At 60.2% G+C, this 24,788-nt stretch carries 25 protein-coding genes; 8 read left to right on the top strand and 17 right to left on the bottom strand.

The window, feature by feature from the left end; genetic code table 11:
• Nucleotides 1–79 precede the first annotated feature (79 nt).
• Nucleotides 80–358, top strand: coding sequence for a DUF2756 domain-containing protein (locus tag LB453_RS03520; protein ID WP_103796318.1), 279 nt, complete (start codon nt 80–82; stop codon nt 356–358).
• Here the strand turns inward: LB453_RS03520 and ugpQ are convergent.
• The 10 genes from ugpQ to LB453_RS03470 form a co-directional block, all read right to left on the bottom strand.
• Complete coding sequence (gene ugpQ, locus LB453_RS03515; protein ID WP_103796317.1) at nt 355–1,098, bottom strand: glycerophosphodiester phosphodiesterase; 744 nt, start codon at nt 1,096–1,098, stop codon at nt 355–357. The two genes, LB453_RS03520 and ugpQ, sit on opposite strands and share 4 nt — an antisense overlap.
• Nucleotides 1,095–2,168 carry a sn-glycerol-3-phosphate import ATP-binding protein UgpC gene (locus LB453_RS03510; RefSeq protein WP_224481594.1) on the bottom strand — a complete coding sequence of 358 codons (1,074 nt, stop codon included), beginning with the start codon at nt 2,166–2,168 and terminating at the stop codon, nt 1,095–1,097. Before LB453_RS03510 ends, ugpQ begins: the two co-directional genes overlap by 4 nt.
• 2 nt (nt 2,169–2,170) lie before the next feature.
• Nucleotides 2,171–3,016 carry a sn-glycerol-3-phosphate ABC transporter permease UgpE gene (gene ugpE, locus LB453_RS03505; RefSeq protein WP_103796316.1) on the bottom strand — a complete coding sequence of 282 codons (846 nt, stop codon included), beginning with the start codon at nt 3,014–3,016 and terminating at the stop codon, nt 2,171–2,173.
• The gene (gene ugpA / locus LB453_RS03500) at nt 3,013–3,900 is read right to left on the bottom strand and encodes a sn-glycerol-3-phosphate ABC transporter permease UgpA (protein WP_103796315.1); all 888 of its coding nucleotides are present in this window, start codon (nt 3,898–3,900) and stop codon (nt 3,013–3,015) included. The genes ugpE and ugpA overlap by 4 nt, the downstream gene beginning before the upstream one ends.
• A gap of 61 nt (nt 3,901–3,961) precedes the next feature.
• A complete protein-coding gene (gene ugpB, locus LB453_RS03495; protein ID WP_103796314.1) occupies nt 3,962–5,278 on the bottom strand; it encodes a sn-glycerol-3-phosphate ABC transporter substrate-binding protein UgpB in 1,317 nt (438 codons plus the stop codon).
• A 414-nt stretch (nt 5,279–5,692) separates the two neighbouring features.
• Complete coding sequence (gene livF / locus LB453_RS03490) at nt 5,693–6,406, bottom strand: high-affinity branched-chain amino acid ABC transporter ATP-binding protein LivF (protein WP_224481593.1); 714 nt, start codon at nt 6,404–6,406, stop codon at nt 5,693–5,695.
• Between the two features lies 1 nt (nt 6,407).
• The gene (livG, locus tag LB453_RS03485; protein ID WP_103796312.1) at nt 6,408–7,175 is read right to left on the bottom strand and encodes a high-affinity branched-chain amino acid ABC transporter ATP-binding protein LivG; all 768 of its coding nucleotides are present in this window, start codon (nt 7,173–7,175) and stop codon (nt 6,408–6,410) included.
• The gene (locus tag LB453_RS03480) at nt 7,172–8,440 is read right to left on the bottom strand and encodes a high-affinity branched-chain amino acid ABC transporter permease LivM (RefSeq protein WP_103796311.1); all 1,269 of its coding nucleotides are present in this window, start codon (nt 8,438–8,440) and stop codon (nt 7,172–7,174) included. The genes livG and LB453_RS03480 overlap by 4 nt, the downstream gene beginning before the upstream one ends.
• Nucleotides 8,437–9,363 carry a high-affinity branched-chain amino acid ABC transporter permease LivH gene (gene livH, locus LB453_RS03475; protein WP_103796397.1) on the bottom strand — a complete coding sequence of 309 codons (927 nt, stop codon included), beginning with the start codon at nt 9,361–9,363 and terminating at the stop codon, nt 8,437–8,439. The genes LB453_RS03480 and livH overlap by 4 nt, the downstream gene beginning before the upstream one ends.
• A gap of 71 nt (nt 9,364–9,434) precedes the next feature.
• Nucleotides 9,435–10,562 carry a branched-chain amino acid ABC transporter substrate-binding protein gene (locus LB453_RS03470; RefSeq protein ID WP_103796310.1) on the bottom strand — a complete coding sequence of 376 codons (1,128 nt, stop codon included), beginning with the start codon at nt 10,560–10,562 and terminating at the stop codon, nt 9,435–9,437.
• Nucleotides 10,563–10,963: 401 nt separating this feature from the next.
• Here LB453_RS03470 and panM point away from each other — a divergent pair, with 401 nt between their 5' ends.
• A complete protein-coding gene (panM, locus tag LB453_RS03465; RefSeq protein WP_103796309.1) occupies nt 10,964–11,350 on the top strand; it encodes an aspartate 1-decarboxylase autocleavage activator PanM in 387 nt (128 codons plus the stop codon).
• A 39-nt stretch (nt 11,351–11,389) separates the two neighbouring features.
• Here panM and rpoH read toward each other — a convergent pair whose 3' ends face one another.
• The 4 genes from rpoH to ftsY all read right to left on the bottom strand — a co-directional run bounded on the left by rpoH (nt 11,390) and on the right by ftsY (nt 15,597).
• Complete coding sequence (gene rpoH, locus LB453_RS03460; protein ID WP_033753215.1) at nt 11,390–12,247, bottom strand: RNA polymerase sigma factor RpoH; 858 nt, start codon at nt 12,245–12,247, stop codon at nt 11,390–11,392.
• Between the two features lie 245 nt (nt 12,248–12,492).
• Nucleotides 12,493–13,476, bottom strand: coding sequence for a permease-like cell division protein FtsX (ftsX, locus tag LB453_RS03455; RefSeq protein ID WP_103796396.1), 984 nt, complete (start codon nt 13,474–13,476; stop codon nt 12,493–12,495).
• Complete coding sequence (ftsE, locus tag LB453_RS03450) at nt 13,466–14,134, bottom strand: cell division ATP-binding protein FtsE (RefSeq protein ID WP_033753218.1); 669 nt, start codon at nt 14,132–14,134, stop codon at nt 13,466–13,468. The genes ftsX and ftsE overlap by 11 nt, the downstream gene beginning before the upstream one ends.
• A 5-nt stretch (nt 14,135–14,139) precedes the next feature.
• Nucleotides 14,140–15,597 carry a signal recognition particle-docking protein FtsY gene (gene ftsY, locus LB453_RS03445; RefSeq protein WP_103796308.1) on the bottom strand — a complete coding sequence of 486 codons (1,458 nt, stop codon included), beginning with the start codon at nt 15,595–15,597 and terminating at the stop codon, nt 14,140–14,142.
• 235 nt (nt 15,598–15,832) lie between these two features.
• Between ftsY and rsmD the strand changes: the two genes are divergently transcribed.
• Nucleotides 15,833–16,432, top strand: a complete 600-nt coding sequence (rsmD, locus tag LB453_RS03440) for a 16S rRNA (guanine(966)-N(2))-methyltransferase (RefSeq protein WP_103796307.1) — start codon at nt 15,833–15,835, stop codon at nt 16,430–16,432.
• Complete coding sequence (locus tag LB453_RS03435) at nt 16,422–16,694, top strand: DUF1145 family protein (RefSeq protein ID WP_033753227.1); 273 nt, start codon at nt 16,422–16,424, stop codon at nt 16,692–16,694. The genes rsmD and LB453_RS03435 overlap by 11 nt, the downstream gene beginning before the upstream one ends.
• Nucleotides 16,695–16,763: 69 nt before the next feature.
• On the opposite strand, the gene LB453_RS03430 is transcribed toward LB453_RS03435, so the two are convergent.
• Nucleotides 16,764–17,120, bottom strand: coding sequence for a DUF2500 domain-containing protein (locus LB453_RS03430; RefSeq protein WP_103796306.1), 357 nt, complete (start codon nt 17,118–17,120; stop codon nt 16,764–16,766).
• A gap of 158 nt (nt 17,121–17,278) precedes the next feature.
• Between LB453_RS03430 and LB453_RS03425 the strand changes: the two genes are divergently transcribed.
• Nucleotides 17,279–17,908 (top strand): lysoplasmalogenase, encoded by a 630-nt coding sequence (locus LB453_RS03425; RefSeq protein WP_103796305.1) that lies wholly within the window; start codon nt 17,279–17,281, stop codon nt 17,906–17,908.
• Between the two features lie 86 nt (nt 17,909–17,994).
• Nucleotides 17,995–20,292, top strand: a complete 2,298-nt coding sequence (locus LB453_RS03420) for a zinc/cadmium/mercury/lead-transporting ATPase (RefSeq protein WP_103796304.1) — start codon at nt 17,995–17,997, stop codon at nt 20,290–20,292.
• A gap of 12 nt (nt 20,293–20,304) precedes the next feature.
• Here LB453_RS03420 and tusA read toward each other — a convergent pair whose 3' ends face one another.
• Complete coding sequence (gene tusA, locus LB453_RS03415) at nt 20,305–20,556, bottom strand: sulfurtransferase TusA (RefSeq protein ID WP_103796303.1); 252 nt, start codon at nt 20,554–20,556, stop codon at nt 20,305–20,307.
• A 203-nt stretch (nt 20,557–20,759) separates the two neighbouring features.
• On the opposite strand from tusA, the gene LB453_RS03410 reads away from it, so the two are divergent.
• Together LB453_RS03410 and LB453_RS03405 are read left to right on the top strand one after the other, a co-directional pair.
• Complete coding sequence (locus tag LB453_RS03410) at nt 20,760–21,425, top strand: 7-cyano-7-deazaguanine/7-aminomethyl-7-deazaguanine transporter (protein ID WP_103796302.1); 666 nt, start codon at nt 20,760–20,762, stop codon at nt 21,423–21,425.
• Between the two features lie 117 nt (nt 21,426–21,542).
• Nucleotides 21,543–22,097: a DcrB family lipoprotein gene (locus tag LB453_RS03405; RefSeq protein WP_103796395.1), complete on the top strand. Its 555-nt coding sequence runs from the start codon at nt 21,543–21,545 to the stop codon at nt 22,095–22,097.
• A gap of 255 nt (nt 22,098–22,352) precedes the next feature.
• Here the strand turns inward: LB453_RS03405 and LB453_RS03400 are convergent, their stop codons facing one another.
• Nucleotides 22,353–24,266: a bifunctional 5-dehydro-2-deoxygluconokinase/5-dehydro-2-deoxyphosphogluconate aldolase gene (locus LB453_RS03400; protein ID WP_103796301.1), complete on the bottom strand. Its 1,914-nt coding sequence runs from the start codon at nt 24,264–24,266 to the stop codon at nt 22,353–22,355.
• Between the last annotated feature and the right edge of the window lie 522 nt (nt 24,267–24,788).

Below are 24,788 nucleotides of genomic sequence, written 5' to 3'. Positions count from 1 at the left end.
GTTTGTGAGATTGCTAAACTTATAGCTGCGGCCACGGCGCATCACACGCCGATGCGGCCGCCTTGACGGAGGAAGTCACATGAAAAAATGGTTAATCGTCTTTGCCGCGCTGCTGCCGCTCAGCAGCATGGCCAATATGCTGAACAACACAAATCAGCCTAATCAGCCGGGCTATAACCCAAGCCAGCAGCGTATGCAGACGCAGATGCAAATCCGGCAGCAGCAGCAGCAGAGCAAACTGCAGCAGGATCAGCAGCAGCAGACGCAGCAGATACAGCGCAAACTGCAGGAGCAGCGCAGCAGCGCCCAGCAGCGCGTAATCAACACGCAGCCGGGACAGCAGCAGAACGCTAACTAACGGAAGTCGGGGCCGATGATGTCGATGCGATCGGTGCAGATGGCGTCAACGCCCCATTTCAGCAGGGTACGCGCCCGATCCGCATCGTTCACGGTGTAGACCAAAATATGCAGGCCGGCGACCTTCAGCACCGCGACGCGCCCGGCATCGAGCAACTTATGGTTAAGGTGAATCGAGACGCAGTCCAGCGCGGCGGTTTTTGCCTGCCAGGCCTCATCCCATTCATCCAGCAGCAATCCACGCGGCAGATCCGGCTGCGCCTGCCTCGCCGCCTCCAGCGCCTCATAAGAGAACGACGACAGCAGCGGCGCGGTCATGCCTTGCCACAGCGTTTTCGCCGCATCGGCGATAGCGCGGCCGGTTTCCGCTTCGCTGCCGGTGGTGGGTTTGATTTCGATATTGGCCATCATGCGGTGCTGGCGACAGCGCGCCGCCACGTCAGAGAGCAGCGCCAGCGGCTCGCCGTCAAAAGCTTTACTGAACCAGCTGCCCGCATCGAGCTGCACCAGCTTGCTCCACGGCTGTTCGCCCGCCACGCCCCAGCCGTTGCTGGTGCGATCCAGCGTGTCGTCGTGCAGCAGGAAAATCTGCCTGTCCTGCGACAGCTTGGCGTCGAATTCGATCATGGTATGCCCCCACTCCGCGCCGACGTCGATCGCTGCCAGGGTATTTTCCGGGGCCAGTTTGCCGCCGCCGCGATGGGCGACGATATGAGGATAGGGCCAGCTGTGTGTGCTCATTCCAGACGCTTTCCGGTAGTTGAATCGAAATAGTGTAACGCATCCGATGAGAGATGCAGCCATAGCGTGCTGCCCGCCTGCGGGCGGTCGCTGTGCGGCAGACGCACCACCAGCGGCGTTTCGCCGATGCGCCCGTGTGCCAGGTTATCCGCGCCGAGCAGCTCCAGCGTCTCTACGCGCAGCGGAATGCCCTCGCGCTCGCGCGGACTGACCTGCACATGTTCAGGACGGATGCCGAGCGTGACGGCGCGATTCGCCCACTTCGCCTTGATATCGCCGAGCGGCAGAGAGTAAGAGTTGTCGATAGTAAAACGCGTGCCGTCGCTGCCGATATGGCCTTCAATCAGGTTCATCGCCGGCGCGCCAATAAACGAGGCGACGAAGCGGCTGGCGGGACGCTCGTAGATCTCTACCGGCGTGCCGATCTGCTCGACAAATCCCTTGTTCAATACCATGACGCGCTGCGCCAGCGTCATCGCCTCTACCTGATCGTGCGTCACGTAGAGGCTGGTGGTTTGCAGGCGACGGTGGAGCTGCTGCAGCTCCAGCCGCATCTGTACGCGCAGCCGCGCGTCCAGGTTGGAGAGCGGCTCGTCAAACAGAAACACCGCTGGCTCACGCACGATGGCGCGCCCCATCGCCACGCGCTGGCGCTGGCCGCCGGAAAGCTCGCGCGGACGCCGGGTCAGCAGCTGATCCAGCTCCAGGCTGCGCGCCGCCTCCAGCACGCGCAGGCGGATATGCTCTTTGCTCATGCCGCGGATCTTCAGCCCGTAGGCCATGTTCTCTTCGACCGTCATATGCGGGTAAAGCGCGTAGTTCTGGAACACCATAGCGATGCCGCGATCTTTCGGCTCCAGCTGGGTGACGCGCCTGTTGTCGATATAGATATCGCCGGAGGTCACGCGCTCCAGCCCTGCCACCATGCGCAGCAGCGTCGATTTGCCGCAGCCGGAGGGGCCAACCATCACCATAAATTCGCCGTCGTTAACGGTGACGTTAAGCGGCTGAATAATTTGATTCTTGCCATCGTAAGACTTGGTTACCGCCTGAAGGGTTACGCCTGCCATGCCTATTTCTCGCTCTCGACCAGGCCACGCACGAACGCGCGCTGCATGACCAGCACCACCACCATCGGTGGGATCAGGGTTAATAACATTGCCGCCATCACTTCGTTCCACTGCGTCGGCGAACCGCTGGTGGAGATCATGCTTTTGATCCCCGCCACCGCGGTGCTGAGCGAGGCGTCGTTGACGATCAGCAGCGGCCAGAGATACTGATTCCAGCCGTAGATAAAGGTGATGACGAACAGCGCCGCCAGGTTGGTTTTCGACAGCGGCAGCACGATATCCCAGAAAAAGCGCAGCGCGCTGGCCCCGTCGATGCGCGCCGCCTCGATCAGCTCATCCGGCAGCGACATAAAGAACTGACGGAACAGGAAGGTCGCCGTGGCCGACGCCATTAGCGGCAGCGTCAGGCCGCTGTAGCTGTCGAGCATATTGAGATCGGCGATCACCTGCACCGTCGGGAAAATACGCACCTCAACCGGCAGCATCAGCGTAATAAAGATCATCCAGAAAAAGAGCGTGCGCAGCGGAAAGCGAAACCAGACCAGCGCAAAGGCGGAGAGCATCGACACCGTGATTTTGCCGACGGTAATGCTGAACGCCATAAGCAGACTGTTAAGCAGCATCAGGCTAAACGCCGGGCCGCTGCCGTTAACGCCATGGGTCCAGATGCGCGAGATGTTCTCCCACAGGTGAGTGCCGGGGATCAGCGTCATCGGCACCTGATAGACCGCCTCGTTATCCAGGGTAGCGGCGACGAAGGCGACATAGAGGGGAAACAGAATAGTAAGCACGCCCAGCACCAGCAGCGTGTGGCTGAAGATATCCAGCCCGCGACGGTTTTCAATCATTGGTACTGCACCTTACGCTCAACGAAGCGGAACTGAATAACGGTCAGGCCGATCACCAGCAGCATCAGCACCACCGACTGCGCCGCCGAAGAAGAGAGATCCAGCCCGGTAAAGCCTTCGCGATAGATCTTGTAGATCAGCGTGGTGGTGGCCTGCACTGGCCCGCCGCCGGTCGCGGCGTCGATAACCGGAAAGGTGTCGAAGAAGGCGTAGATCAGGTTCACCACCAGCAGGAAAAAGCTCACCGGCGTAATCAGCGGCAGCGACAGGTTGAAGAAGCGACGCACCGGGCCTGCGCCGTCGATCGCCGCCGCCTCTACCAGCGATTTCGGGATCGACTGCAGCGCGGCGAAAAAGAAGAGAAAGTTGTAGCTCATCTGCTGCCAGATCGAGGCGACGACAATCAGAAACATCGCCTGCCCGCTGTTCTGCGCATAGTTCCAGCTGTAGCCAATCTGGTTCAGGAAGTGGCTAATCAGGCCGAGGCCGGGATTGAACAGAAACATCCACAGCACCGCTGCGACAACCGGCGCCACCGCATAGGGCAGCAGCAGCAGCGTCTGGTAGAGCTTGCGCAGGCGTATGACATAATCCACCAGCGCCGCCAGCAGCAGCGACAGCACCATGCCGCACAGGGTGACCAGCGCGCTGAAGACTATCGTGGTCCAGAAGGCGTCGAGGTAGTAGCTGTCCTGAAACAGGCGCGTGAAATTTTCCAGGCCGACAAAGGTGCTGGAGATGCCGAACGGATCGAGGTTCTGGAGCGAATACCACAGGGCTTCGCCCGCGGGCCAGAGGAAAAAGATGGCGGTAATCAGCAGCTGCGGCAGCACCAGCAGATAGGGCAACAGGCTGGTGCGAAACACCGGGCGAGATGAAGACATAGCGTACTCTGTCTGAGAAAGAGAGAGGGCCGGCACGCACCGGCCCTTTGCACGTCACAGGTTATTTCACCTGCTGTTCAAAGCGGCGCAGCAGTTCGTTGCCGCGCTTCACCGCGTTATCCAGCGCGGCCTGCGGCGACTGCTTGCCGGTCCAGACCCCTTCCAGCTCTTCGTCAACCACGGCGCGGATCTGCTGCATATTGCCAAGACGAATGCCTTTGGTGAACGGCAGCGGATCTTTGTTCAGCATCTGACGCGTTGCGATATCCGCGCCCGGGTTCTTGTCGTAGAAGCCCTGCTGTTTGGTCAGCTCGTAGGCAGCGGTGGTAATGGGCAGGTAGCCAGTTTTCTGATGCCACTCGGCGGCGATTTCCGGCTGTGCGAGGAACTGCATAAATTCCGCAGCACCCTTGTAGGTGTTGGCATCTTTGCCTTTCATCACCCACAGGCTGGCGCCGCCGATAAGGGCGTTCTGCGGCGCGTTGGGCACGCTCTCGTCATACGGCATCATGCCGACGCCGAAGTTGAATTTGGCGTAGTGTTTGATATCGGCCAGCGAACCGGAGGAGGCGGTGGTGATGCCGCAGTCGCCGTTATAGAACTTGGCGGTCGGTTCATCTTTGCGGCCAAAATAGGTGAAGTCGCCCTTCTTGTTCATCTCCTCCAGCATCTGGATATGGCGCACCTGCACCGGACCGTTAAATTCCAGCTGCGCATCGGTGCCGTCAAAGCCGTTGTTTTTGCTGGCGACCGGCAGCGCGTGCCAGGCGCTGAAGTTTTCAATCTGGATCCAGCCCTGCCAGCCGCTGGCGTAGCCGCAGCTCATGCCCGCTTTACGCAGGGCGTCGGCATCTTTTGCCAGCTCCTGCCAGGTTTTCGGCGGCTGATCCGGGTTCAGGCCCGCTTTTTTAAAGGCGTCTTTGTTGTAGTAAAGCACCGGCGTGGAGCTGTTGAATGGCTGAGAGATGAGGTGGCCGCTGCTGTCGCTGTAGTAGCCCGCCACGGTCGGCACGAACTGTTTTTCATCAAAGGGAATGCCCGCGTCCCTGAAGACCTGATGCACCGGCACGATCGCCTTCGAAGCCATCATGGTGGCGGTGCCAACTTCGTAAACCTGCAAAATGGCTGGCGCTTTGCCGGTACGCACCGCTGCGATGCCTGCCGCCAGGCTCTGCTCGTAGTTGCCTTTGTAGGTCGGCACGATTTTATAGTCGGGGTGCGCCTGATTGAAGCGCTGCGCCAGAGAGTCGACCTCTTTGCCTAACTCGCCCTCCATCGAGTGCCAGAAAGGAATTTCCGTGGCGGCCAGCGCGTTGCCGCTGATGGCCAGGCCCAGAACCACACTCATCAGTCTGATTTGTGTCTTAAACACGGACATAGAATTTTCCTGTGCAGGTAGGTACGCGCGATATCACGCATTTTTTGTTCGCGAAGTAACATGACACGGGAAAATGACGGATTAATAACAGCAACATGACAGCCGGATGACGGCAAGATGAAGGGGGTTTTAGCAGAAGCGGCGCAGCCAGGCCTTATTCAACGCCAAAGGGCGTCAGTGTCGCAGCCAGATTACGGGCGGCCAGCGCGCAGTCACCGGAGCGTATACATTGTACGTGAGGATGACGAGCACTGCCCAACCGCAATCTGGCAAGTAAGCCAGGCCTTATTCAACGCTGAAGGCCGTCGGCGGCGCAGCCAGTTCGACAACGGCCAGCGCGCAGCATCCGGAGCGTACTAAAGTACGTGAGGAATGCGAGCACTGCCCGCTGCCGAAATGGCAAGCAAGCCAGGCCTAAGCCCCCAAATAAGCGCTGCGGACGGCTTCGTTGGAAAGCAAAGCATCACCCGTATCTTCCAGCACCACGTGCCCGTTCTCCAGCACATAGCCGCGATCCGCCAGCTTCAGCGCCTGGTTGGCGTTCTGCTCTACCAGGAATATCGTCATTCCCTCTCTGCGCAGCTGCTCAATGGTGTCGAAAATCTGCTGGATAATAATCGGCGCCAGCCCCAGCGACGGCTCATCCAGCAGCAGCAGACGCGGCTGGCTCATCAGCGCGCGGCCAATCGCCAGCATCTGCTGCTCCCCGCCGGACATGGTGCCCGCATGCTGAATTTTACGCTCCGCCAGCCGCGGGAAAAGCTCATAGACGCGCGCGATGCGCGACTGATACGCCTGGCGGCTGGCGAAAAAGCCGCCCATCGCCAGATTCTCCTCTACGGTCATGCGCGAAAAGACGCGGCGGCCTTCCGGCACGATGGCGATCGCCTCGCGCATGATGCGCGCGGTTTGCCAGTCGGTAATCGCTTTGCCGTCAAAGGTAATGCTGCCCTGGGTGGCGCGCGGCTCGCCGCACAGGGTGCCGAGCAGCGTGGTTTTACCCGCGCCGTTGGCGCCAATCAGCGTAACGATTTCACCCTGGCTGATATGCAGGCTGACGTTGTGCAGCGCCTGGATTTTGCCGTAGTGCGCGCTGACGTTGTTCACGGATAACATCGGGTTTGCCATGTTACGCCTCTCCTAAATAGGCTCGGATCACATCCGGATTGTTACGCACCTCTTCCGGCGTGCCGTTGGCCAGCGGCGTACCCTGGTTTACCACATAGATACGGTCGGAAATGCCCATCACCAGCTTCATATCGTGTTCTATCAGCAAAACGGAAACCTTGTGCTCACCGCGCAGTTCGGCGATCAGCTCATCCAGCTCGCGCGTCTCTTTCGGGTTAAGCCCGGCTGCCGGTTCGTCCAGCATCAGGATCTCCGGGCGCGTCACCATACAGCGGGCGATCTCCAGACGGCGCTGCTGGCCGTAGGCCAGATTGCCCGCCTGGCGGTTGGCAAGGTCGAGCAGCCCGATGCGCTCCAGCCAGGTAGCGGCGCGATCCAGCGCTTCGCTCTCACCGCGACGAAACGCCGGGGTCTTGAGCAGGCCAGAAAAGAGGCCGCTTTTCAGATGCTGATGCTGCGCCACCAGCAGGTTCTCAATTACCGTCATCTCACGAAACAGGCGAACGTGCTGGAAGGTGCGCACCATGCCCATGCGGGCGATCTTCTGGCCAGGCAGGCCTTCCAGGTGCTGTTCGCGCAGCTTAATGGTGCCGCCGGTCGGCTTGTAGAAGCCGGTCAGGCAGTTAAAAACGGTGGTCTTCCCGGCGCCGTTCGGACCGATCAGCGAGACGATCTCCTGCGGGCGCAGCTCCAGCGCCACGTTATTGACCGCCAGCAGGCCGCCGAAGCGCATCATCAGGCCTTCAACGGCTAATAAAGGCTGACTCATGCCTGCTCTCCTTGTTTCTGCTTCAGTTTCAGGTGCGGGCGCTTCATCGGCAGCAGCCCCTGCGGGCGCCAGATCATCATCAGCACCATCAGACCGCCCAGCACCAGCATGCTGTATTCATTCAGGTCGCGCATCAGCTCGCGCGACACCACCAGCAGGATAGCGGCGAGGATCACGGCAAACTGCGAGCCCATGCCGCCCAGCACCACAATCGCCAGCACAAAGGCGGATTCGACGAAGGTAAAGGATTCCGGGCTGACAAAGCCCTGGCGCGCGGCGAACAGCGTTCCCGCGAAGCCGGCAAAGGCGGCGCTGATGGTAAAGGCGGTCAGCTTGATGCGCGTCGGGCTGAGGCCCAGCGAGCGACAGGCGATCTCATCTTCGCGCAGCGCTTCCCACGCGCGGCCCAGCGGCATACGCAGCAGGCGGTTAATCACAAACAGCGTCAGCGCCACCAGCAGCAGCGCCACCAGATAGAGAAAAATCACCCGGTCGCTGGGGTCATATTTCAGACCGAAGAAGTCGTGGAAGGTGCTCCAGCCCCCTTCAGAGACTTTGCGGCCAAACTCCAGGCCAAACAGCGAAGGCTTGGGGATCTGCGCGATGCCGTTAGGACCGCCGGTAATGGCGGTGTTGTTCAGCAGCAGAATGCGCACGATCTCGCCGAAGCCGAGCGTAACGATCGCCAGATAGTCGCCGCGCAGGCGCAGCACCGGAAAGCCGAGCAGCAGCCCGAAGAGCGCCGAGACGATGCCTGCCAGCGGCAGACACTCCCAGAAGCCGAGGCCAAAGTAGTGATTCAGCAGCGCGAAGGTGTAGGCGCCGATGGCGTAGAAGCCGCCGTAGCCGAGCACCAGCAGACCCGAGAGGCCAACCACCACGTTCAGCCCCAGGCCCAGCATGACGTAGATCAGCGTCAGGGTGGCGATATCCACCGCGCCGCGCGAGACGAAAAAGGGCCAGGCCACCGCCACGACGATCAGCGCCAGCATAAACAGCTTCTGCTTTGGCGTAGAGCCGTCGATGCCGGGCAGCACCAGCGCCGGGCCGGACAGCTTTTTCAGGCCGGACTGCCAGAACGGGCGCAGCAGCTGGAACAGGAACACCACGCCGCAGCCGACGAAAATCCAGTTCCAGCGCACGTCGCCGGCGCTCTGCACTACCAGCTGCGTGCCGTCGAGGCCAAGCCGCATCCCCATAAAGAAGCTGGCCAGCACCAGCAGCATCACCGAAGAGAGCAGCGCATTGATAAAGGAGGATTTCATACTTTTTCAACCTCCGGGCGACCCAGGATGCCGGTCGGCATGACCAGCAGCACCACAATCAGCAGCGCGAACGACACCACGTCTTTATATTCGGTGCTGAGATAGGCGGAGGTCAGCGCTTCGGCGATGCCGAGCACCAGGCCGCCAATCATCGCGCCCGGAATGCTGCCGATGCCGCCCAGCACCGCGGCGGTAAAGGCTTTCATCCCGGCCATAAAGCCGATAAAGGGGTTAATTGAGCCGTAGAACTGGCCGAGCAGCACGCCCGCCACCGCCGCCATCGCTGCGCCGATCACAAAGGTCAGCGAAATGACGCGGTCGGTATTGATGCCGAGCAGGCTCGCCATCTTCAGGTCTTCGGCGCAGGCGCGGCAGGCGCGTCCCATGCGCGAATAGCGAATAAACAGCGTCAGCGCCAGCATCGCCAGGAAGGTCACCAGCCAGATAACGATCTGCATGGTGGAGATGGTGGCGGCGAAGCCGTTGCTCTGCCCCAGCGTCCACTGGCCGGTAATCAGGCTCGGCAGCGCGAGGTCGCGCGAGCCCTGCGTCAGGCTGACGTAGTTTTGCAGGAAGATCGACATGCCGATAGCGGAGATCAGCGCGATCAGACGCTTTGAGGATCGCACTGGCTTGTAAGCAACGCGCTCAATGCTCCAGCCGTAGGCGCTGGAGATCAGGATCGCCATGACAAAGCCGGCAGCGATCATCAGCCAGCCGGTGTCGATGCCCATCATCATCAGGGCGGCGATCACGATAAAGGAGACATAGCTGCCGATCATATAGACCTCGCCGTGGGCGAAGTTGATCATGCCGATAATGCCGTAAACCATGGTGTAACCAATGGCGATCAGCGCGTAGGTGCTGCCGAGGGTAACCCCGTTAAGCATCTGCTGAATAAAATAAAGAAACTGCTCGGACATAGTGAAGACCTGCATAAGAACGGGAAAATCCCCTGCCGACGCGGCAAGGGATTGGTCTGCCGGTGGGACGATTACTTAACCGCGGTTGAAGAACCGTCTTTGTGCCATTTAAATACGCCGAACTCGAAGCCTTTCAGATCGCCTTTCTGATCCCAGCTCAGGTTGCCCATCACCGTCGGGACTGGTGCGCCCGCCTTCAGGTTTTTCGCAATCTCTTCCGGCTCGTCGCTCTTGCTGCGTTCGATGCCGGCCGCCAGCGACTGGATCGCCGCATAGGTGGTCCAGACGAACGGGCCGGTCGGATCTTTGCGGTTCTGCGCGCTGTTGGTTTTGATGGCGTCGACGATCGCCTTGTTCTCCGGCAGCTGGTCGTAGCGCTTCGGCAGCGTTACGTAGATGCCTTCCGAGGCGTCGCCCGCGATATTAGAGAGCGAGGCGTTGCCCACCCCTTCCGGCCCCATAAAGCCAGCGTTCAGGCCAGCCGCTTTCGCCTGGCGCAGGATCTGGCCCATTTCCGGGTAGTAGCCGCCGTAGTAAACGAAGTCGACGTTCTCTTTCTTCAGGCGCGCAATCAGCGTGGAGAAGTCTTTATCGCCTGCGGTGATGCCTTCAAACAGCACCACGTTGCCGCCTTTGGCCTTCAGGGTTTTCTGCACCGACTCCGCCAGTCCCTGACCATACTGCTGCTTGTCATGCACCACAGCGATACGCTTAGGCTTGATCTGATCGAGGATGTAGTTTGCGGCGGTCGGCCCCTGGTCGGAGTCCAGGCCGGTGGTGCGCATAATGGTTTCGTAACCGCGCGCGGTCAGCTCAGGCGCGGTGGCAGCCGGGGTAATCATCAGCACGCCTTCGTCGTTATAGATGTCAGACGCAGGCTGAGTAGAAGAGGAGCAAAGGTGGCCGATAACATATTTAATGCCGTCGTTGACGACTTTGTTCGCCACCGCCACGGCCTGTTTCGGGTCGCAGGCGTCGTCATACTCTACGCCCACCAGTTTGTTGCCGTTTACGCCACCTTTGGCGTTGATATCCTTAATCGCCTGCGCGGCGCCGGTGAACTGCATATCACCATACTGCGCGACCGGGCCGGTGACGGCGCCGACAATAGCAATTTTGATGTCGGCAGCCAGGGCGGCGTGGCTCATCGCCAGCGCAACGCAACCCGCCAGTAATGCGCGGCCTTTACTCATTTTCATGCGGACTTCCCCATCTTGTTGTGTCTGTGATTTGTGGTTTGCTAGCGCCTACCGGATAAAGCCGAAAAATGATGTTTATGAATGATTTAGCGTGCTTTTCCGGTATTTTTTGGTAATAAGGCTTTATTTTTCAGGTTATTAAACAGGAAGTTTCTTCTGTAAATCAACTGACACATTGGGAAATGGCCAGCCGAAACAGCATAATCATCTGGTTGTTATGCAGACCTTACGGCCATTTATCCAGCGCGTTATGCTGGCTTTTGCGCCGCTTATTGTTCTTTATCTCCTCTATCCTGGCATCAAGGCCATCTTTTGACCTGTTTTCAAGTTAAAAAAGTGACGGCGCTCTGACTGTATAAATTCGCTACACTATGCCCTTTCGACTAGTACAGGTGTTTGTTATGAAACTCACTATTCTGCGCCTGACCACCCTGAGCGCGCAGGACCGCATCGATCTCGCGAAAATCTGGCCGGATGAGGATATTGCCGCGCTGGAAAGCAGCCTGAACGAAAACCACCGTCTTTATGCTGCGCGCTTTAATGCGCGGCTGCTGGGGGCGCTAAAACTGACGCTTGTCGGCACGCAGGGAAAGGTTTCGCAGCTGGAGGTGCGCGAGGTCACGCGACGTCGCGGTGTCGGTCAGTATCTGCTGGAGGAGACGATGGAACAGAACGGGTCGATTTCTCACTGGTGGGTCGCCGATGATGGCAGTGCGGATCAGCGCGAACGCGCCGCCTTTATGCAGGCCTGCGGTTTTCGCGCGCAGGCGGATGGCTGGGTTAAATAGCGGGCAAAAAAAAGGGCGACTGCGCGTCGCCCCTTTTCGTTATGCTTCTATCGCCATGCGTAGTTTTTTCATGGCGTTCTTTTCCAGCTGCCGCACGCGCTCGGCCGAAACGCCGTAGCGGTCCGCCAGCTCCTGCAGCGTGGTTTTGTTATCTTCGTCCAGCCAGCGGGCGCGGATAATGTGCTGGCTGCGCTCGTCGAGGCCCTGCATCGCATCGCTCAGCTTATCCGCCGCGTGCGATTCCCAGTTATCCTCTTCGATGCCGTCGGCGAAGTCTGAGGTTTTATCCTGCAGATAGAGCACCGGCGCCATCGCTTTGCCTTCGCCGCTCTCATCGTCGGCGGACATATCGAAGGTCATATCCTGCGCGGCCATACGCGATTCCATTTCACGCACGTCTTTGCTGCTTACGCCCAGTTCACGCGCCACCATCTCGACTTCGTCCTGATTGAACCAGCCCAGACGCTGCTTGGTTTTACGCAGGTTAAAGAACAGCTTGCGCTGCGCTTTCGTGGTAGCAACCTTCACGATACGCCAGTTACGCAGCACGTATTCGTGAATCTCGGCTTTAATCCAGTGCACGGCAAAAGAGACCAGACGCACGCCCACTTCAGGGTTAAAGCGACGCACCGCCTTCATCAGGCCGATGTTACCTTCCTGAATCAGGTCCGCCTGAGGCAGGCCGTAACCGGAGTAATTACGAGCGATATGAACTACAAAGCGCAGGTGAGACAGGATCAGCGTCTTAGCCGCATCCAGATCGCCCTGGTAATGCAGCCGTTCAGCCAGCGCTTTTTCCTCTTCTGCCGACAGCATCGGCCAGACGTTGGCGGCCCGAACGTAAGATTCCAGGTTGCCAAGAGGAGCAATAGCTAAAGTTTGCATTTCTTTGGTCATTCAAACCCTCACAGTGATTATTAAGTTGCTGCGTCTTCCCTAATGAGCAGACGTTACCTTAAGTCAACGCCGCGGGAAATCCGAAAGCAATCTGTGCTACTTAGAGTAGCTAAGTTATCCACAAGTTCAATTATAGCGGTGAATATTTTACACACAGATGACGAGGCGGGGAGAAGAGATCGGTTCCTCTGCGCCCGGATCGTCGGCAGCAGAGGAACATTATACCAAAAAAACGTTGCAGGCGGTTACTGGGGCGTAAAACGACGTAAATGTTGCACCGTCGCCAGCCAGGCGGCGATCCAGCCGATAATGGCAGCGATCAGCAGCAGCAGCAAACCTTCGTCCCACGAGAAGCCTTCCAGCGAGAAGGTGGTGCCGAAAACCTGCGCCACCTGCGCTACCACCGACTGCAGGCGCAGCACCAGCACTTCGGAGAGGATCAGCGACAGCACCGCGCCGCTTAGGCCGAGCAGCGCCCCGCCGTAGAGGAACGGCCGCAGAATAAAGCCGTCGGTGGCGCCGATCAGCTTCTGCACGTTGATGGTGTCGCGCCGGGCAAAGATGCTGAGCCGCACGCTGTTACCGATTACCAGGAACACCGCGATAATCATCAGAATGCCGATCATCGAGGCGACCTGGCCCACCAGCCCGGTCAGCGCCGCAAGGCGAGCGAACCAGCTGTCGTCCATGCGCACCTCGTCGACGCCCTGCACTTTCGCAACGCTGTCGCGCAGGTTCTGCATGGTATTCGAATTCTGGAAGTTAAGCTTCGGCGTAATGATCGCCACCGCGGGCAGTGGATTCTGCTCCAGCATATCCATCGCGCCGCCAAAGCCCGACCAGTTGCGGAACTCGTTCAGCGCCTCTTCCCGCGTCAGATAGTTAACGTTATCGACGCCGTCGACCTGCTTCAGCTGCGCCACCACGTTTTCCGCGGCGGTGTCGTCCAGCGTTTTCGACAGATAAACCGTCAGCTGCGGCGCGGGATACCACTGCGTCGCGGCCTGGCTGACGTTTTTCCACACCATGTAGCAGACGCTGGGCAGCGTCAGCGAGATAGCGATCACCATCACGGTCAGCAGCGTCGCCAGCGGCTGGCGATACATATCGGACAGGGTGCCGCGCCACGCGTAGCGCCACTGTTCCTGCCAGCCGCCCTTCAGCGCTTTGCTTTTAGAGGGCGCTTTCGCTTTTGGCGCAGCGGGGCGCTTATTGCGTTTATTGACCATCGTGGCCTCCATGCAGACGTCCCTGATTGAGCGTCATGACGCGATAGCGACGACGCGCGATCAGCCCGCTGTCGTGCGTCGCCATCAGTACGGTGACGCCCACGCGGTTGAACTCTTCAAACAGACGCAGGATATCTTCCGACAGCGCGTCGTCGAGGTTGCCGGTCGGTTCGTCCGCCAGCAGCACCGCGGGCTTGTTCACCACGGCGCGCGCAATGCCGACGCGCTGCTGTTCACCGCCGGAGAGCTGAATCGGAAAGCTTTTCGCCTTGTCGAGCAGACCGACCTTATCCAGCGCCGCCGAGACGCGACGGCGAATATCTTCGCCGCTGGCGCCGGAAATAATCAGCGGGATCGCCACATTGTCGTAAACCGAACGATCCATCAGCAGATGGTGATCCTGAAAGATCATGCCAATCTGGCGACGCAGGAACGGCACCTCGCTGTGGCGCAGCCGCGAAATATCGTGACCGCTAAACCAGATATGGCCCGCGCTCGGCCGCTCAATGCCACAAATCAGCTTCAGCAGGGTACTCTTACCGGCGCCGGAATGGCCGGTCAGGAACGCCATTTCGCCCGGCCGCAGATGAAAATCTACGCCCTGCAGCGCCTGACGCCCGCCGAGATATGCCTTACTGACCTCTTCAAAGCGAATCATCCCAATTAGTCCTCTCGGGCAAACAGTGCCTCAATAAAATCCTCGGCCTTAAAGGGCCGTAAATCTTCTATGCCTTCTCCGACGCCAATGTAGCGAATCGGGATGCCGAACTGATCGGCGACCGAGAAGATCACGCCGCCTTTCGCCGTGCCGTCCAGCTTGGTCAGGGTAATACCGGTCAGGCCGACCGCTTCATGGAACAGCTTCGCCTGGCTGATAGCGTTCTGGCCGGTGCTGGCGTCAAGGGTCAGCATCACTTCGTGCGGTGCCTCCTCGTCCAGCTTTTTCATCACGCGGGTGATTTTCTTCAGCTCTTCCATCAGGTGCGATTTGTTTTGCAGACGGCCCGCCGTATCAGCGATCAGCACGTCAACGCCGCGCGCCTTCGCCGCCTGGATAGCGTCGAAGATCACCGAAGCGGAATCGGCACCGGTATGCTGCGCCACCACAGGGATATTGTTACGCTCTCCCCATACCTGCAGTTGTTCCACCGCCGCGGCGCGGAAGGTATCGCCCGCCGCCAGCATCACCGATTTGCCCTGCGCCTGATACTGGCGCGCCAGCTTGCCGATAGTGGTGGTTTTGCCGACGCCGTTGACGCCGACCATCAGGATCACAAACGGCGTTTTGCCGCTGACTTCGAGTGGCGCATCCACCTTCGCCAGGATACTGGACATTTCAGCTTTCAGCAGGCCGTAAAGCGCTTCCGCGTCGCGCAGCTGCTTGCGGTTCGCCTGCTGCGTCAGATTAGTGATGATGCGGCGCGTGGTCTCTACGCCGACGTCGGCGATCAGCAGCTGCTCTTCCAGCTCTTCAAACAGCTCATCGTCGATTTTTTTGCCGCGGAACAGGCTGATAAAGCCAGAGCCGAGGTTCTGGCGCGTTTTCACCAGGCTGCGCTTCAGGCGCGCAAAGAACCCCTCTTTGGTCGGACGTTCCTGCTCCTGGGAAACGATCGGCGCGGCGGCGAGCGGCAGATCGCTGACGGTATCGTGCGCCTCTTCACCGGGGTGGATCTCATGGGCGGCTTCTTCGGCGATAACCTCTTCGGCCGCCTCGTCCTGCGGCGCTTCCGCCAGCGCCAGCGCGGCCAGCTCTTCATCATCCAGCGGCTGCTCCTCTTCGGGCAGCGTTTCCGGCACTATCTCGTCTACGACGGGCGGCGGCGCCAGCGTCGGCTCCTCTTCCGGTACGATCTCCTCCAGCGGCGCGATAATCTCCGCCTCCTGCGCTTTCTGGACAATCGCTTCCGGCTCCTCGGCGACCTGCGCTTTCGCAGGCGCTTCGCGCTGCGCCTCGGCAACCTGCTCGGTCACCTCAACAGTATGCGCCGCGTCAGTTTCCGCCTGCGTTAATGCCGAATCCTGCGGCGCGTGTTTAGGCGTTTCCGCAGGCTGTTGCGTCTCTTCTTCTTTGCCAAATCCCAGCCAGGAAAAAAAGCCACGTTTTTTCTCTTTTGCCATTGTGTGACGACACTCCTCGATGGCTTAATCCCGGTCGCTCGCTGTTCCCAGGGGATAAAAATTAGCTCTGGTTTTCACCGCCGAAAGGGCGAAAAACGGCAGAATTATGTATGACTTCAGCAACTCACTAGTCTAACACTTTCCAGCCAGCGCACCACAGCACCCTTTTTTACCGTTTCTTCTCATCCGTTCGCCCGTTAAACTACGCAACAAATTATGACGAGTTGTGAGTAAGATGAGTAAAACCCCGCGTGGCACAGGCGGTGCCGGACAAATCCGCATCATTGGCGGCCAGTGGCGCGGACGTAAACTGCCGGTGCCCGACAGCGCCGGGCTGCGTCCCACCACCGATCGCGTTCGTGAAACGCTGTTTAACTGGCTGGCGCCGGTTCTGCAGCAGGCGCGCTGCCTCGACTGTTTCGCCGGCAGCGGCGCGCTGGGCCTGGAGGCGCTGTCGCGCTTTGCCGGTTCGGTGACGCTGCTGGAGCTGGAACGTCCGGTAGCGCAGCAGCTGGAGAAGAATTTACATACCCTGCGCGCCAGCGACGCGCAGGTGATCAACGCCAATACCCTTACCTGGCTGGCCGCTGCCGGCGAGCCTTATGACGTGGTGTTCGTCGATCCGCCCTTCCGCAAAGGGCTGCTGGAGCAGACGCTGCAGCTGCTGGAGCAGAATGGCTGGCTGGCGGACGAGGCGATGATTTATGTAGAGAGCGAAGTAGAGCACGGCGCACCGCCGGTACCCGCAAGCTGGGCGCTGCATCGCGAGAAGATCGCCGGACAAGTGGCGTATCGTTTATATCACCGACAACAAGAGACATCCGATGTTGCTTAATTTAGGCCGCCTGTTAATGCTGTGCGTCTGGGCTTTTTTACTCTTTAACCTGGTCGATCCCTACCCCAAACCGCTGCGCTATTTTATCCACGTTGCGCTGTTCTTTATGATCCTGATGCACGGGCTGCAGCTGACGCTGCTGCGCGCCACCCAGCCGAAAGACGCGCCGCCGATCGATCGCTGGACGCAGACCAAAATCTTTCTGTTCGGCGTATTTGAACTGCTGGCGTGGCAGAAAGCGAATTTCCCGAAGAAGAAGTAAGCGCCGCTTGCAGCCCGCTGACAAAGCCGGCAAGCAGGTGAGACAGACCAACGAGCAAAAGCGCGCTGTTTAGCGCGCTGGCGTAAAGCTGACGAAGCGCGATCCCTGCATCTTCAGCTCGCCCTTCGTGCCGGTATCCATCTGGTTGTAATCACGCTCGCTTACAATCGCTTTGATGTCGCTGGCGCCGTTCAGGGGATGAAACCAGGCTTCGTAACGCATATCTTCGCCCGCGATCACCTCGCGCTGGCGCGAACGCCGGTTGGGCGACGGATACTCCCGCTTGGTCTTCACCTTCACCATCAGCGAGCGCACCGGCGAAGCGTCGTTCACCGCCGACTCGCGCCGCTGCTTGATAAACTGACGGGTCGCCAGCACGGCGATAACGGCCAGTACGATAAAAAAGAGTAGCGGTGGTTTGCTCATGGTTTTTTCTCGTCTCGTTAAGCTTTGAAAAGCAATGCGCCTGAAGCATACAACCAGAGTTGCCTGATTGTCACATCGCGAGGCCGTAACCTAAACTAGGATCGACTTACTGGGAATTTTCACCATCTGATGGACAGGTTGTCCTTAAGGGAGCGGCAATGCTTTGGTCATTTCTTGCGGTACTTTTCTCCGGTTGGCTCTATGTTGACGCATCCTATCGCGGCCCGCAGTGGCAGCGGTGGCTGTTCAAACCCATCACGCTGCTGCTGATGGTGGGCTGGGCCTGGCAGGCGCCCGTGCTGAAACCTACCGATTACCTGATTATTGCCGGACTGATCGCCACGCTGGTCGGCGATGCGCTGCTGCTACTGCCGCGCCAGCAGATGCTCTATGCGCTGGGTGCCTTCTTTCTTTCTCACCTGCTTTACACCATCTGCTTCGCCGCCGGTATGACGATGACCTTTTACTGGCCGATTCCGCTGACGCTGCTGATTATCGGCGCTGTCACCATCGCCACCATCTGGAGTCGTCTTGAGACGCTGCGCTGGCCGGTTTGCACGCTGATCGGCATGACGCTGGTGATGACCTGGATGGCAGCCGAGCAGTATTTCTTCCGTCCTGACGACGACAGCTTCACCCTGGTGGTAGGCGCGAGCCTGCTGCTGCTGGCAAATATCGTCTGGTTCGTCAGCCACTATCGCCGCCGCTTCCGCGCCGACAGCGCCATCGTCGCCGCCTGCTACTTTGCCGGACACTTTATGATTGTCCGCTCGCTGTGGCTCTTATGATGTAAAACCGGTCTTGACTCTGGAGTCGACTCCAGAGTGTAGGATGCAGTAGCGGGCGGGATCGCCCGTCCGTTACTGGAGGTTTTATGCAGCATCATCATTCTCATGCCTGCGGCTGCGGCCGCTCTCGCCATACCCATTCCGCCACCAAACCGCTGTGCGCCCTGCCTGCTGCCTCGTCCGCACGGCTTAATATCAGCGCCGCCTCCCCCGTTCAGCCAGCCTGCGGCGGCGGTTGCTGCGAGGCGGCGGACGAGAGTCCCGGCGGCGACAGCGATTGCGGCGACGGCGACAGAGAGAGCGACAGGCAAGGCGCCTGGCGCTATAGCTGGCGCGTCAGCGGCATGGACTGTCCCAGCTGCGCCCGCACCGTTGAAACCGCCGTCAGCCAGCTGCCCGAGGTGTTACGCACCCGCGTCATCTTCGCCAGCGAAAAGCTGCTGGTGGAGGCCAGCGCCGATGTTGCCGCCGCCGTTGAACAGGCGGTGGCGCGCGCTGGCTTCTCGCTGGTCGGCGACGCCCCGACGCCCCGCCCCGCCTCCCGCTGGCGCGAAAACCGCGCCCTGCTGCTGCTTGCCGCACTGATGCTCGCCAGCGTAACGCTGAGCCAGTTTATGCCGCGCTGGGGCGACGGGCTGTTTATTCTCACGACGCTGATCGGCCTGTGGCCGGTGGCGCGCAGCGCATGGCGACGCGCGCGCAGCGGTTCCCCTTTTACTATCGAAACGCTGATGAGCGTCGCTGCCGCCGGCGCGCTGCTGATCGGCGCCCACGCCGAGGCGGCGATGGTGCTGCTGCTGTTCCTGCTGGGTGAACGGCTGGAAGCCTTTGCCGCCGCCCGCGCGCGCAGCGGCGTGACGCAGCTGATGGCGCTGCGCCCGGAAAACGCCACGCGGCTCAGCGGCGGCGGGCGGGAAACCGTGGCGCTGTCGGCGCTGCGTCCCGGCGACGTTATCGAAGTGGCCGCGGGCGGGCGCCTGCCGGTAGATGGTCGCCTGCTGAGCGACGAGGCGAGCCTGGACGAAAGCGCGCTGACCGGCGAATCGCTGCCGGTAACGCGTGAAAAAGGGGATGCGCTGCTGGCGGGCGCGACCAGCGTGGATCGCCTGATTCAGCTCGAAGTAACCTCTGAACCCGGTGCCAGCGCTATCGACCGTATTCTGACCCTGATTGAAGAGGCGGACAGCCATCGCGCGCCGGTGGAGCGCTTTATCGATCGCTTCAGCCGTCTCTATACGCCGTTGATTATGCTGCTGGCCGCGCTGGTGATGGTGGCACCGCCGCTGCTCGGTTTCGGCGACTGGCTGCCGTGGATCTATAAAGGGCTGACGCTGCTGCTGATCGGCTGCCCCTGCGCGCTGGTGATCGCAACGCCTGCCGCCATTACTTCCGGCCTCGCCGCCGCCGCGCGCCAGGGCGCGCTGATCAAAGGCGGCGCGGCGCTGGAGCGCCTTAGCCAGGTTCGCGCCTTTGCCTTCGACAAAACCGGTACCCTGACCCAGGGCAAACCGCAGGTCACCGCCGTACTCTGCTTCGCCTCCGCCTCGCAAGATGAGCTGCTGGCGCTGGCGGCGGCGGTGGAACAGGGCTCAACGCATCCGCTGGCGGCCGCGATCGTCACGGCCGCCGCCGAGCGGCAGCTGGCACTGCCCTGCGCCAGCCATCAGATGACGCTGGCGGGCAGCGGCATCGCTGCGCAAATAGAGGGCGCGCAGGTGGAACTGCTCTCCCCTGGCCGCGTCGAGACATTAAGCGCCGCGCAGCGCGCACAGATCCTGCAACAGGAAGAACAGGGGCAAACGCTGGTGGCGATCCTGCGCGACGGCGAACCGCTGGGGGCGATTGCGCTGCGCGATAACCTGCGCGCCCACGCGCGCGCCGCGCTGGCGACGCTGAAGAAGATGGGCATTGAGAGCCTGATGCTCACCGGAGACAACCCGCGCGCGGCGGCGGCGATCGCCCGCGAACTCGAGATCGACTTTCGCGCCGGCCTGCTGCCTGGCGACAAGGTTGATGCCATTCGCGCGCTGGGCCAGCAGCACCCGCTGGCGATGGTCGGCGACGGTATCAACGACGCGCCCGCGATGAAGGCGGCCACCATCGGCATCGCCATGGGCAGCGGCAGCGATATCGCGCTGGAGACCGCCGACGCCGCGCTGACGCGCGATGCGTTGCCGCTGCTGCCGTCGCTGGTCGCGCTGGCGCGACGCACGCGCGCCACGCTGCGGCAAAATATCGCCATTGCGCTGGGGCTGAAGGCGCTGTTTCTGGTGACGACGCTGCTGGGGCTGACCGGCCTGTGGCTGGCGGTGGTCGCCGACTCCGGCGCAACGGCGCTGGTGACCGCTAACGCGCTGCGGCTGCTGCGCGCGCGTCACAGGTAGCGCGCCCGACGATCAGGCGCCGAGGCCCTTCTGGATCAGGTAGTGATAAGGCAGGGTCTCGGTCTGCTGCGCCAGCAGGCGATGCTCCATAAAGCGGCAGAAGCCGGGAATATCGCGCGTGGTAGCCGGATCGTCGGCGATAATCAGCAGCGTTTCCCCATCCTGCATGGTGCGGACCGTTTTACGCACCATCATTACCGGCTCCGGGCAGCGCAGGCCCAGGGCATCCAGCTGATGGTCGGCATGGGAGAAGTTGTCGCTCATAAATCACTCGGTTCTAAACAGGGGGCGCTCATTTTAACGCGCCGCCCCGCAGACGCAAGACGAGAACGATTGCGTTAAAATTAACCATTGCGTAAATAGCACAACGCGGTAAGATGCCGCGGTTTTTAACATTGATACCGTCGCGCTGGCTCAGTTTTGCGCGGCAATGGGTTCCCTCACCCCAATATGAAAAAGGTCCAACGATGATCGCATTTTCTTCGCGTCAGCGTCAGCATGCGCTGATCTGGCTCTCCCTGTTTCACCTGCTGGTGATTATCTCCAGCAACTATCTGGTGCAGCTGCCGGTTTCTATTTTCGGCTTCCATACCACCTGGGGCGCCTTTAGCTTCCCGTTTATCTTTCTGGCCACCGATCTGACCGTGCGTATTTTCGGCGCGCCGCTGGCACGCCGCATTATCCTCGCGGTGATGGTTCCGGCGCTGTTTGTCTCCTATCTGGTCTCCAGCCTCTTCTATCAGGGAGAGTGGCAGGGCCTGGCGACGCTGCAAAACGTTAACCTGTTCGTCGCGCGCATCGCCTGCGCCAGCTTTATGGCCTACGCGCTGGGGCAGATCCTCGACGTTCACGTCTTTAACCGCCTGCGCCAGCTGCCGCAGTGGTGGATTGCGCCGGGCTGCGCAATGTTCCTCGGCAATATCAGCGATACGCTCGCCTTCTTCTTTATCGCCTTCTATAAGAGCACAGACCCCTTTATGGCCGCGCACTGGGTTGAGATCGCGCTGGTGGACTACAGCTTTAAAGTGCTGATCTGCCTGGTCTTCTTCCTGCCCGCCTACGGTGTGCTGCTCAATGCGATGCTGAAACGTCTGGCGGAGCGCTCGCAGCGCCCGCAGATAAATTTCGGCTAAGCGGCGATAGAGCCTTTCGCCATCACCCGCTAAGATCTGCTGACAATCGGGCGGTTGCTTTTGCCGCCTGATTCGAGTTGTATGAACGCCTTACTGGAATCAAATAAAGGGATTCAGATGCGAAACTTAGTGAAATATGCGGGAATTGGCTTACTGGTGCTGGGCCTGGCGGCCTGCGATCAGAAGAAAGATGACGCCACCGGCAGCAACGGCACCAGCGCCAGCCAGTCGGCGCAGAACGTAACGCTGCTGGACGGCAAGCTGAGCTTCTCGCTGCCGGCAGGCATGTCGGACAAGAGCGGCAAGCTGGGCAACCAGACGACGAATATGCATGTTTACGCCGATGAAACCGGCGCGCGTGCCGTGATCGTTATCGCCGGCGAAGCCACTAACGAAGGGCTGGATGTGCTGGCGCAGCGTCTGGAACAGCAGCAGCGCAACCGCGACCCGCAGCTGCAGGTGGTCTCTGATAAAGCGATTACCCTGAAAGATCAGCCTGCGCAGCGTCTGGACAGCGTGGTCTCCGCCAATAACCAGACCTCCTGGTCCTCGGTGATTCTGGCGAAGGTCGACGGCAAACTGCTGACGCTGCAGATTACCCTGCCGGGCGACAACCAGCAGCAGGCGCAGAGCGATGCGGACAGCATCATTCAGAGCATCACGCTGAAATAAGCTATTGAAAGAAAAACGACGGGATTCTTCCCGTCGTTGAGGTGAGCGGCATTGTGCTGACGCGTGAGGCATAACCCGATCGCAAAGTCGCTTATGCATCCATGCTCGCTCGCCCCGCGCGGATCCGCACCTCATCCCCGGGGTGCGTCCGTTACCGGGCCAAGGCTATGCGTTTTTGCCCCTGGCGCAGGACGCTTCTTCGGTTTATGCCTCCCGCTCTTAAGCTTTTGTGCCGCCTCTATAACCAGTCCGCGACTAACCGCGCGCAGCACGCCAGTAGCCGATCAGCCGCAGATAGTTGCCCTTCACCTTCTCTACCAGCGCCGCATCATCCAGCTCGCCCTGCAGCCACTGGCGCGACGGCTGGCCGAAAATAGTGCGCCCCACCGCAAAGCCTTTTACCCACGGGGCCTGCGCCGCCGCGGCGAAACCCGCCTTTAACGTCTCTTCCGGCGCGTCGAGACCCAGCAGCAAAATGCCACGACAGTGAGGGTCCTGCTGCTCAATCAGGCCGCCGATCGCCTGCCAGCTCTCCGCCGACAGCGGCGGCAGCTTCCACCAGTCGGGCTGAATACCCAGCTGATAGAAGTGGCTGAGGATAGTGAGATAGTGGGCTTCGTTACGATCGGGATTGCTTTCGGGCAAAATCACCTCAAGCAGCAGCTCATGCCCGCTCTTGTTGCAGCCTTTCCAGACGTCGAGCACCAGCTCATCCTGCGCTTTGCGCATCTCGGCGCTGTCGTCCGGATGATAGAACACCAGGCATTTCACGACGTGCTCGGCGGGCCAGTCAGTCAGCTGCGAGCCGATATTGCCGTGCTCCAGCCGCAGCGGCCGCGAGCCGGGCATCTCAATGGGACGACCAATCCACCAGCCCCGGCCAGTAATAGCGTTCAGCGCTTTCTGGCCGTAAGTGGTATCGGCCAGAATGCCGCTCTTGCTCTCCAGTCCGGCATCGCGCGCCGCCTCTTCCGCAGCCTTTAGCAGCAGCACTTTCAGCGCCGGGATCCTGCTCTCATCGACGCCCGCTTCACGCGCCATATCGGCCAGCTGTTTGCGATGGTCGAACGCAAAGACGTTCAGCTCCGGCCAGCGCTGTTTGCGGGTGGTGACGCGATGCAAATGGTTAAGACGCTGATCGAGATCGGGGCGTTTTACCTGCTGGTCGCGGCTGAGAAAATCATCCAGCTCCGCTTTGGTCGGCATCGCCGGCGCGCAGCCGTGACGCGACACCACCAGCGCGCCGCAGGCATTGGCGTAACGGCACGCCTGCTCCCAGCCCTCGTCGTTGAGCCAGCCGCGCAGCAGGCCGGACATAAAGGCATCGCCGGCGCCCAGCACGTTAAGGACGTCGACCCGCACGCCGCTGTGCAGGCGCGTCTGCTCCCAGCTATCGGGGATCTCGCCCTCGAACACCACGCAGCCCAGCGGACCGCGCTTGCACACCAGCGTCGCCTGCGTCGCCTGGCGCACGCTTCTTAGCGCCGCCAGCGTATCGGTGCTGCCGCCCGCAATATGGAACTCCTCTTCCGTCCCGACAATCAGGTCGAAATAGTGCAGCACTTCCTGCAGCTGGCGCGTCACCTGCTGCGACGCGATAAACCGCGTTTCACCGTCGCCGAGCGAGGTCAGCCCCCACAGAACCGGGCGATAATCAATATCGAGCGCGGTGCGCAGGCCGTTGCGCTTTGCGATATCGAGCGCTTTCAGCACCGCGGCGCGCGTCTGCGGATGCGACAGATGGGTGCCGGTCACCGCCACCGCGCGTGAGGCGTTAATAAACTCCTCGTCGATATCTTCCGGCACCAGCCCCATATCGGCGCAGTTGTCGCGGTAGAAAATAAGCGGAAAGCTCTCTTCATCTTTAATCCCAAGGATCACCAGCCCGGTGAGGCGCTGCTTATCGGTAATCAGTCCCTCGGTATTGCAGCCTACGCGATTCAGCTCTTCGCGCAGAAAGCGGCCGTTGTGCTCGTCGCCTACGCGCGCCAGCATCGCCGACTTTAGTCCCTGGATCGCGGTGCCGTAGGCGACGTTGCCGGAGGAGCCGCCGAGATATTTGGCAAAGGTGCTCATATCCTCCAGCCGCGCCCCAATTTGCTGACCGTAAAGGTCGACGGCGATGCGTCCAATACAAATCACATCAAGCCGCTTCTGTTGTGTACTCATACCTGTGTTTTCCTTCTGTGATTAGCAGACACGCGGGCAAGAGAGCCGACCTCCCGGCGTGCGTCTGGGTTTTTGCCCTTGCCAGACTGACGATAAGGCGAGTATGAGGAATAAAAATTCCAAACACAATATGAAATGAAACGTCCGTCGCGATTTTGTGAACCAGGTAAAACTCTGCGCCGCCTGCGCATTCTGTGCGCCATGTTTCCCCTGTTTCGCGCCGTTTCAGGGCTGCACAGCGGGCGACCCTCGCGACGCTGCCCTGCATGAAAGCCGCTGAAATAGAATGAAATTATTCATGTGTGTCGCTTTTCTCGCTTCTTGTTTCAGTTGGCCTGCTGTCGCGAACGGTGAGCGGCACGTTTCGCGGTTAAATTTGATCTCAATCGCAAAATGAAATGTTTCTTCTGTAATCGTATTTTATGAAAAATATATTTGTTTATAATCGCTTCACGTTTCAGTTACCTGCGGTCGCTTTCGCGGCACGCCACGTCGCTAACCTGCCACCAGGTTGCAGCATGT

The organism is Pantoea agglomerans (genome assembly GCF_020149765.1).
Classification (GTDB): Bacteria; Pseudomonadota; Gammaproteobacteria; order Enterobacterales; family Enterobacteriaceae; genus Pantoea; species Pantoea alvi.
Note: the sequence above shows the minus strand (reverse complement) of the source record. Positions and strands in the feature narration are given on the sequence as shown.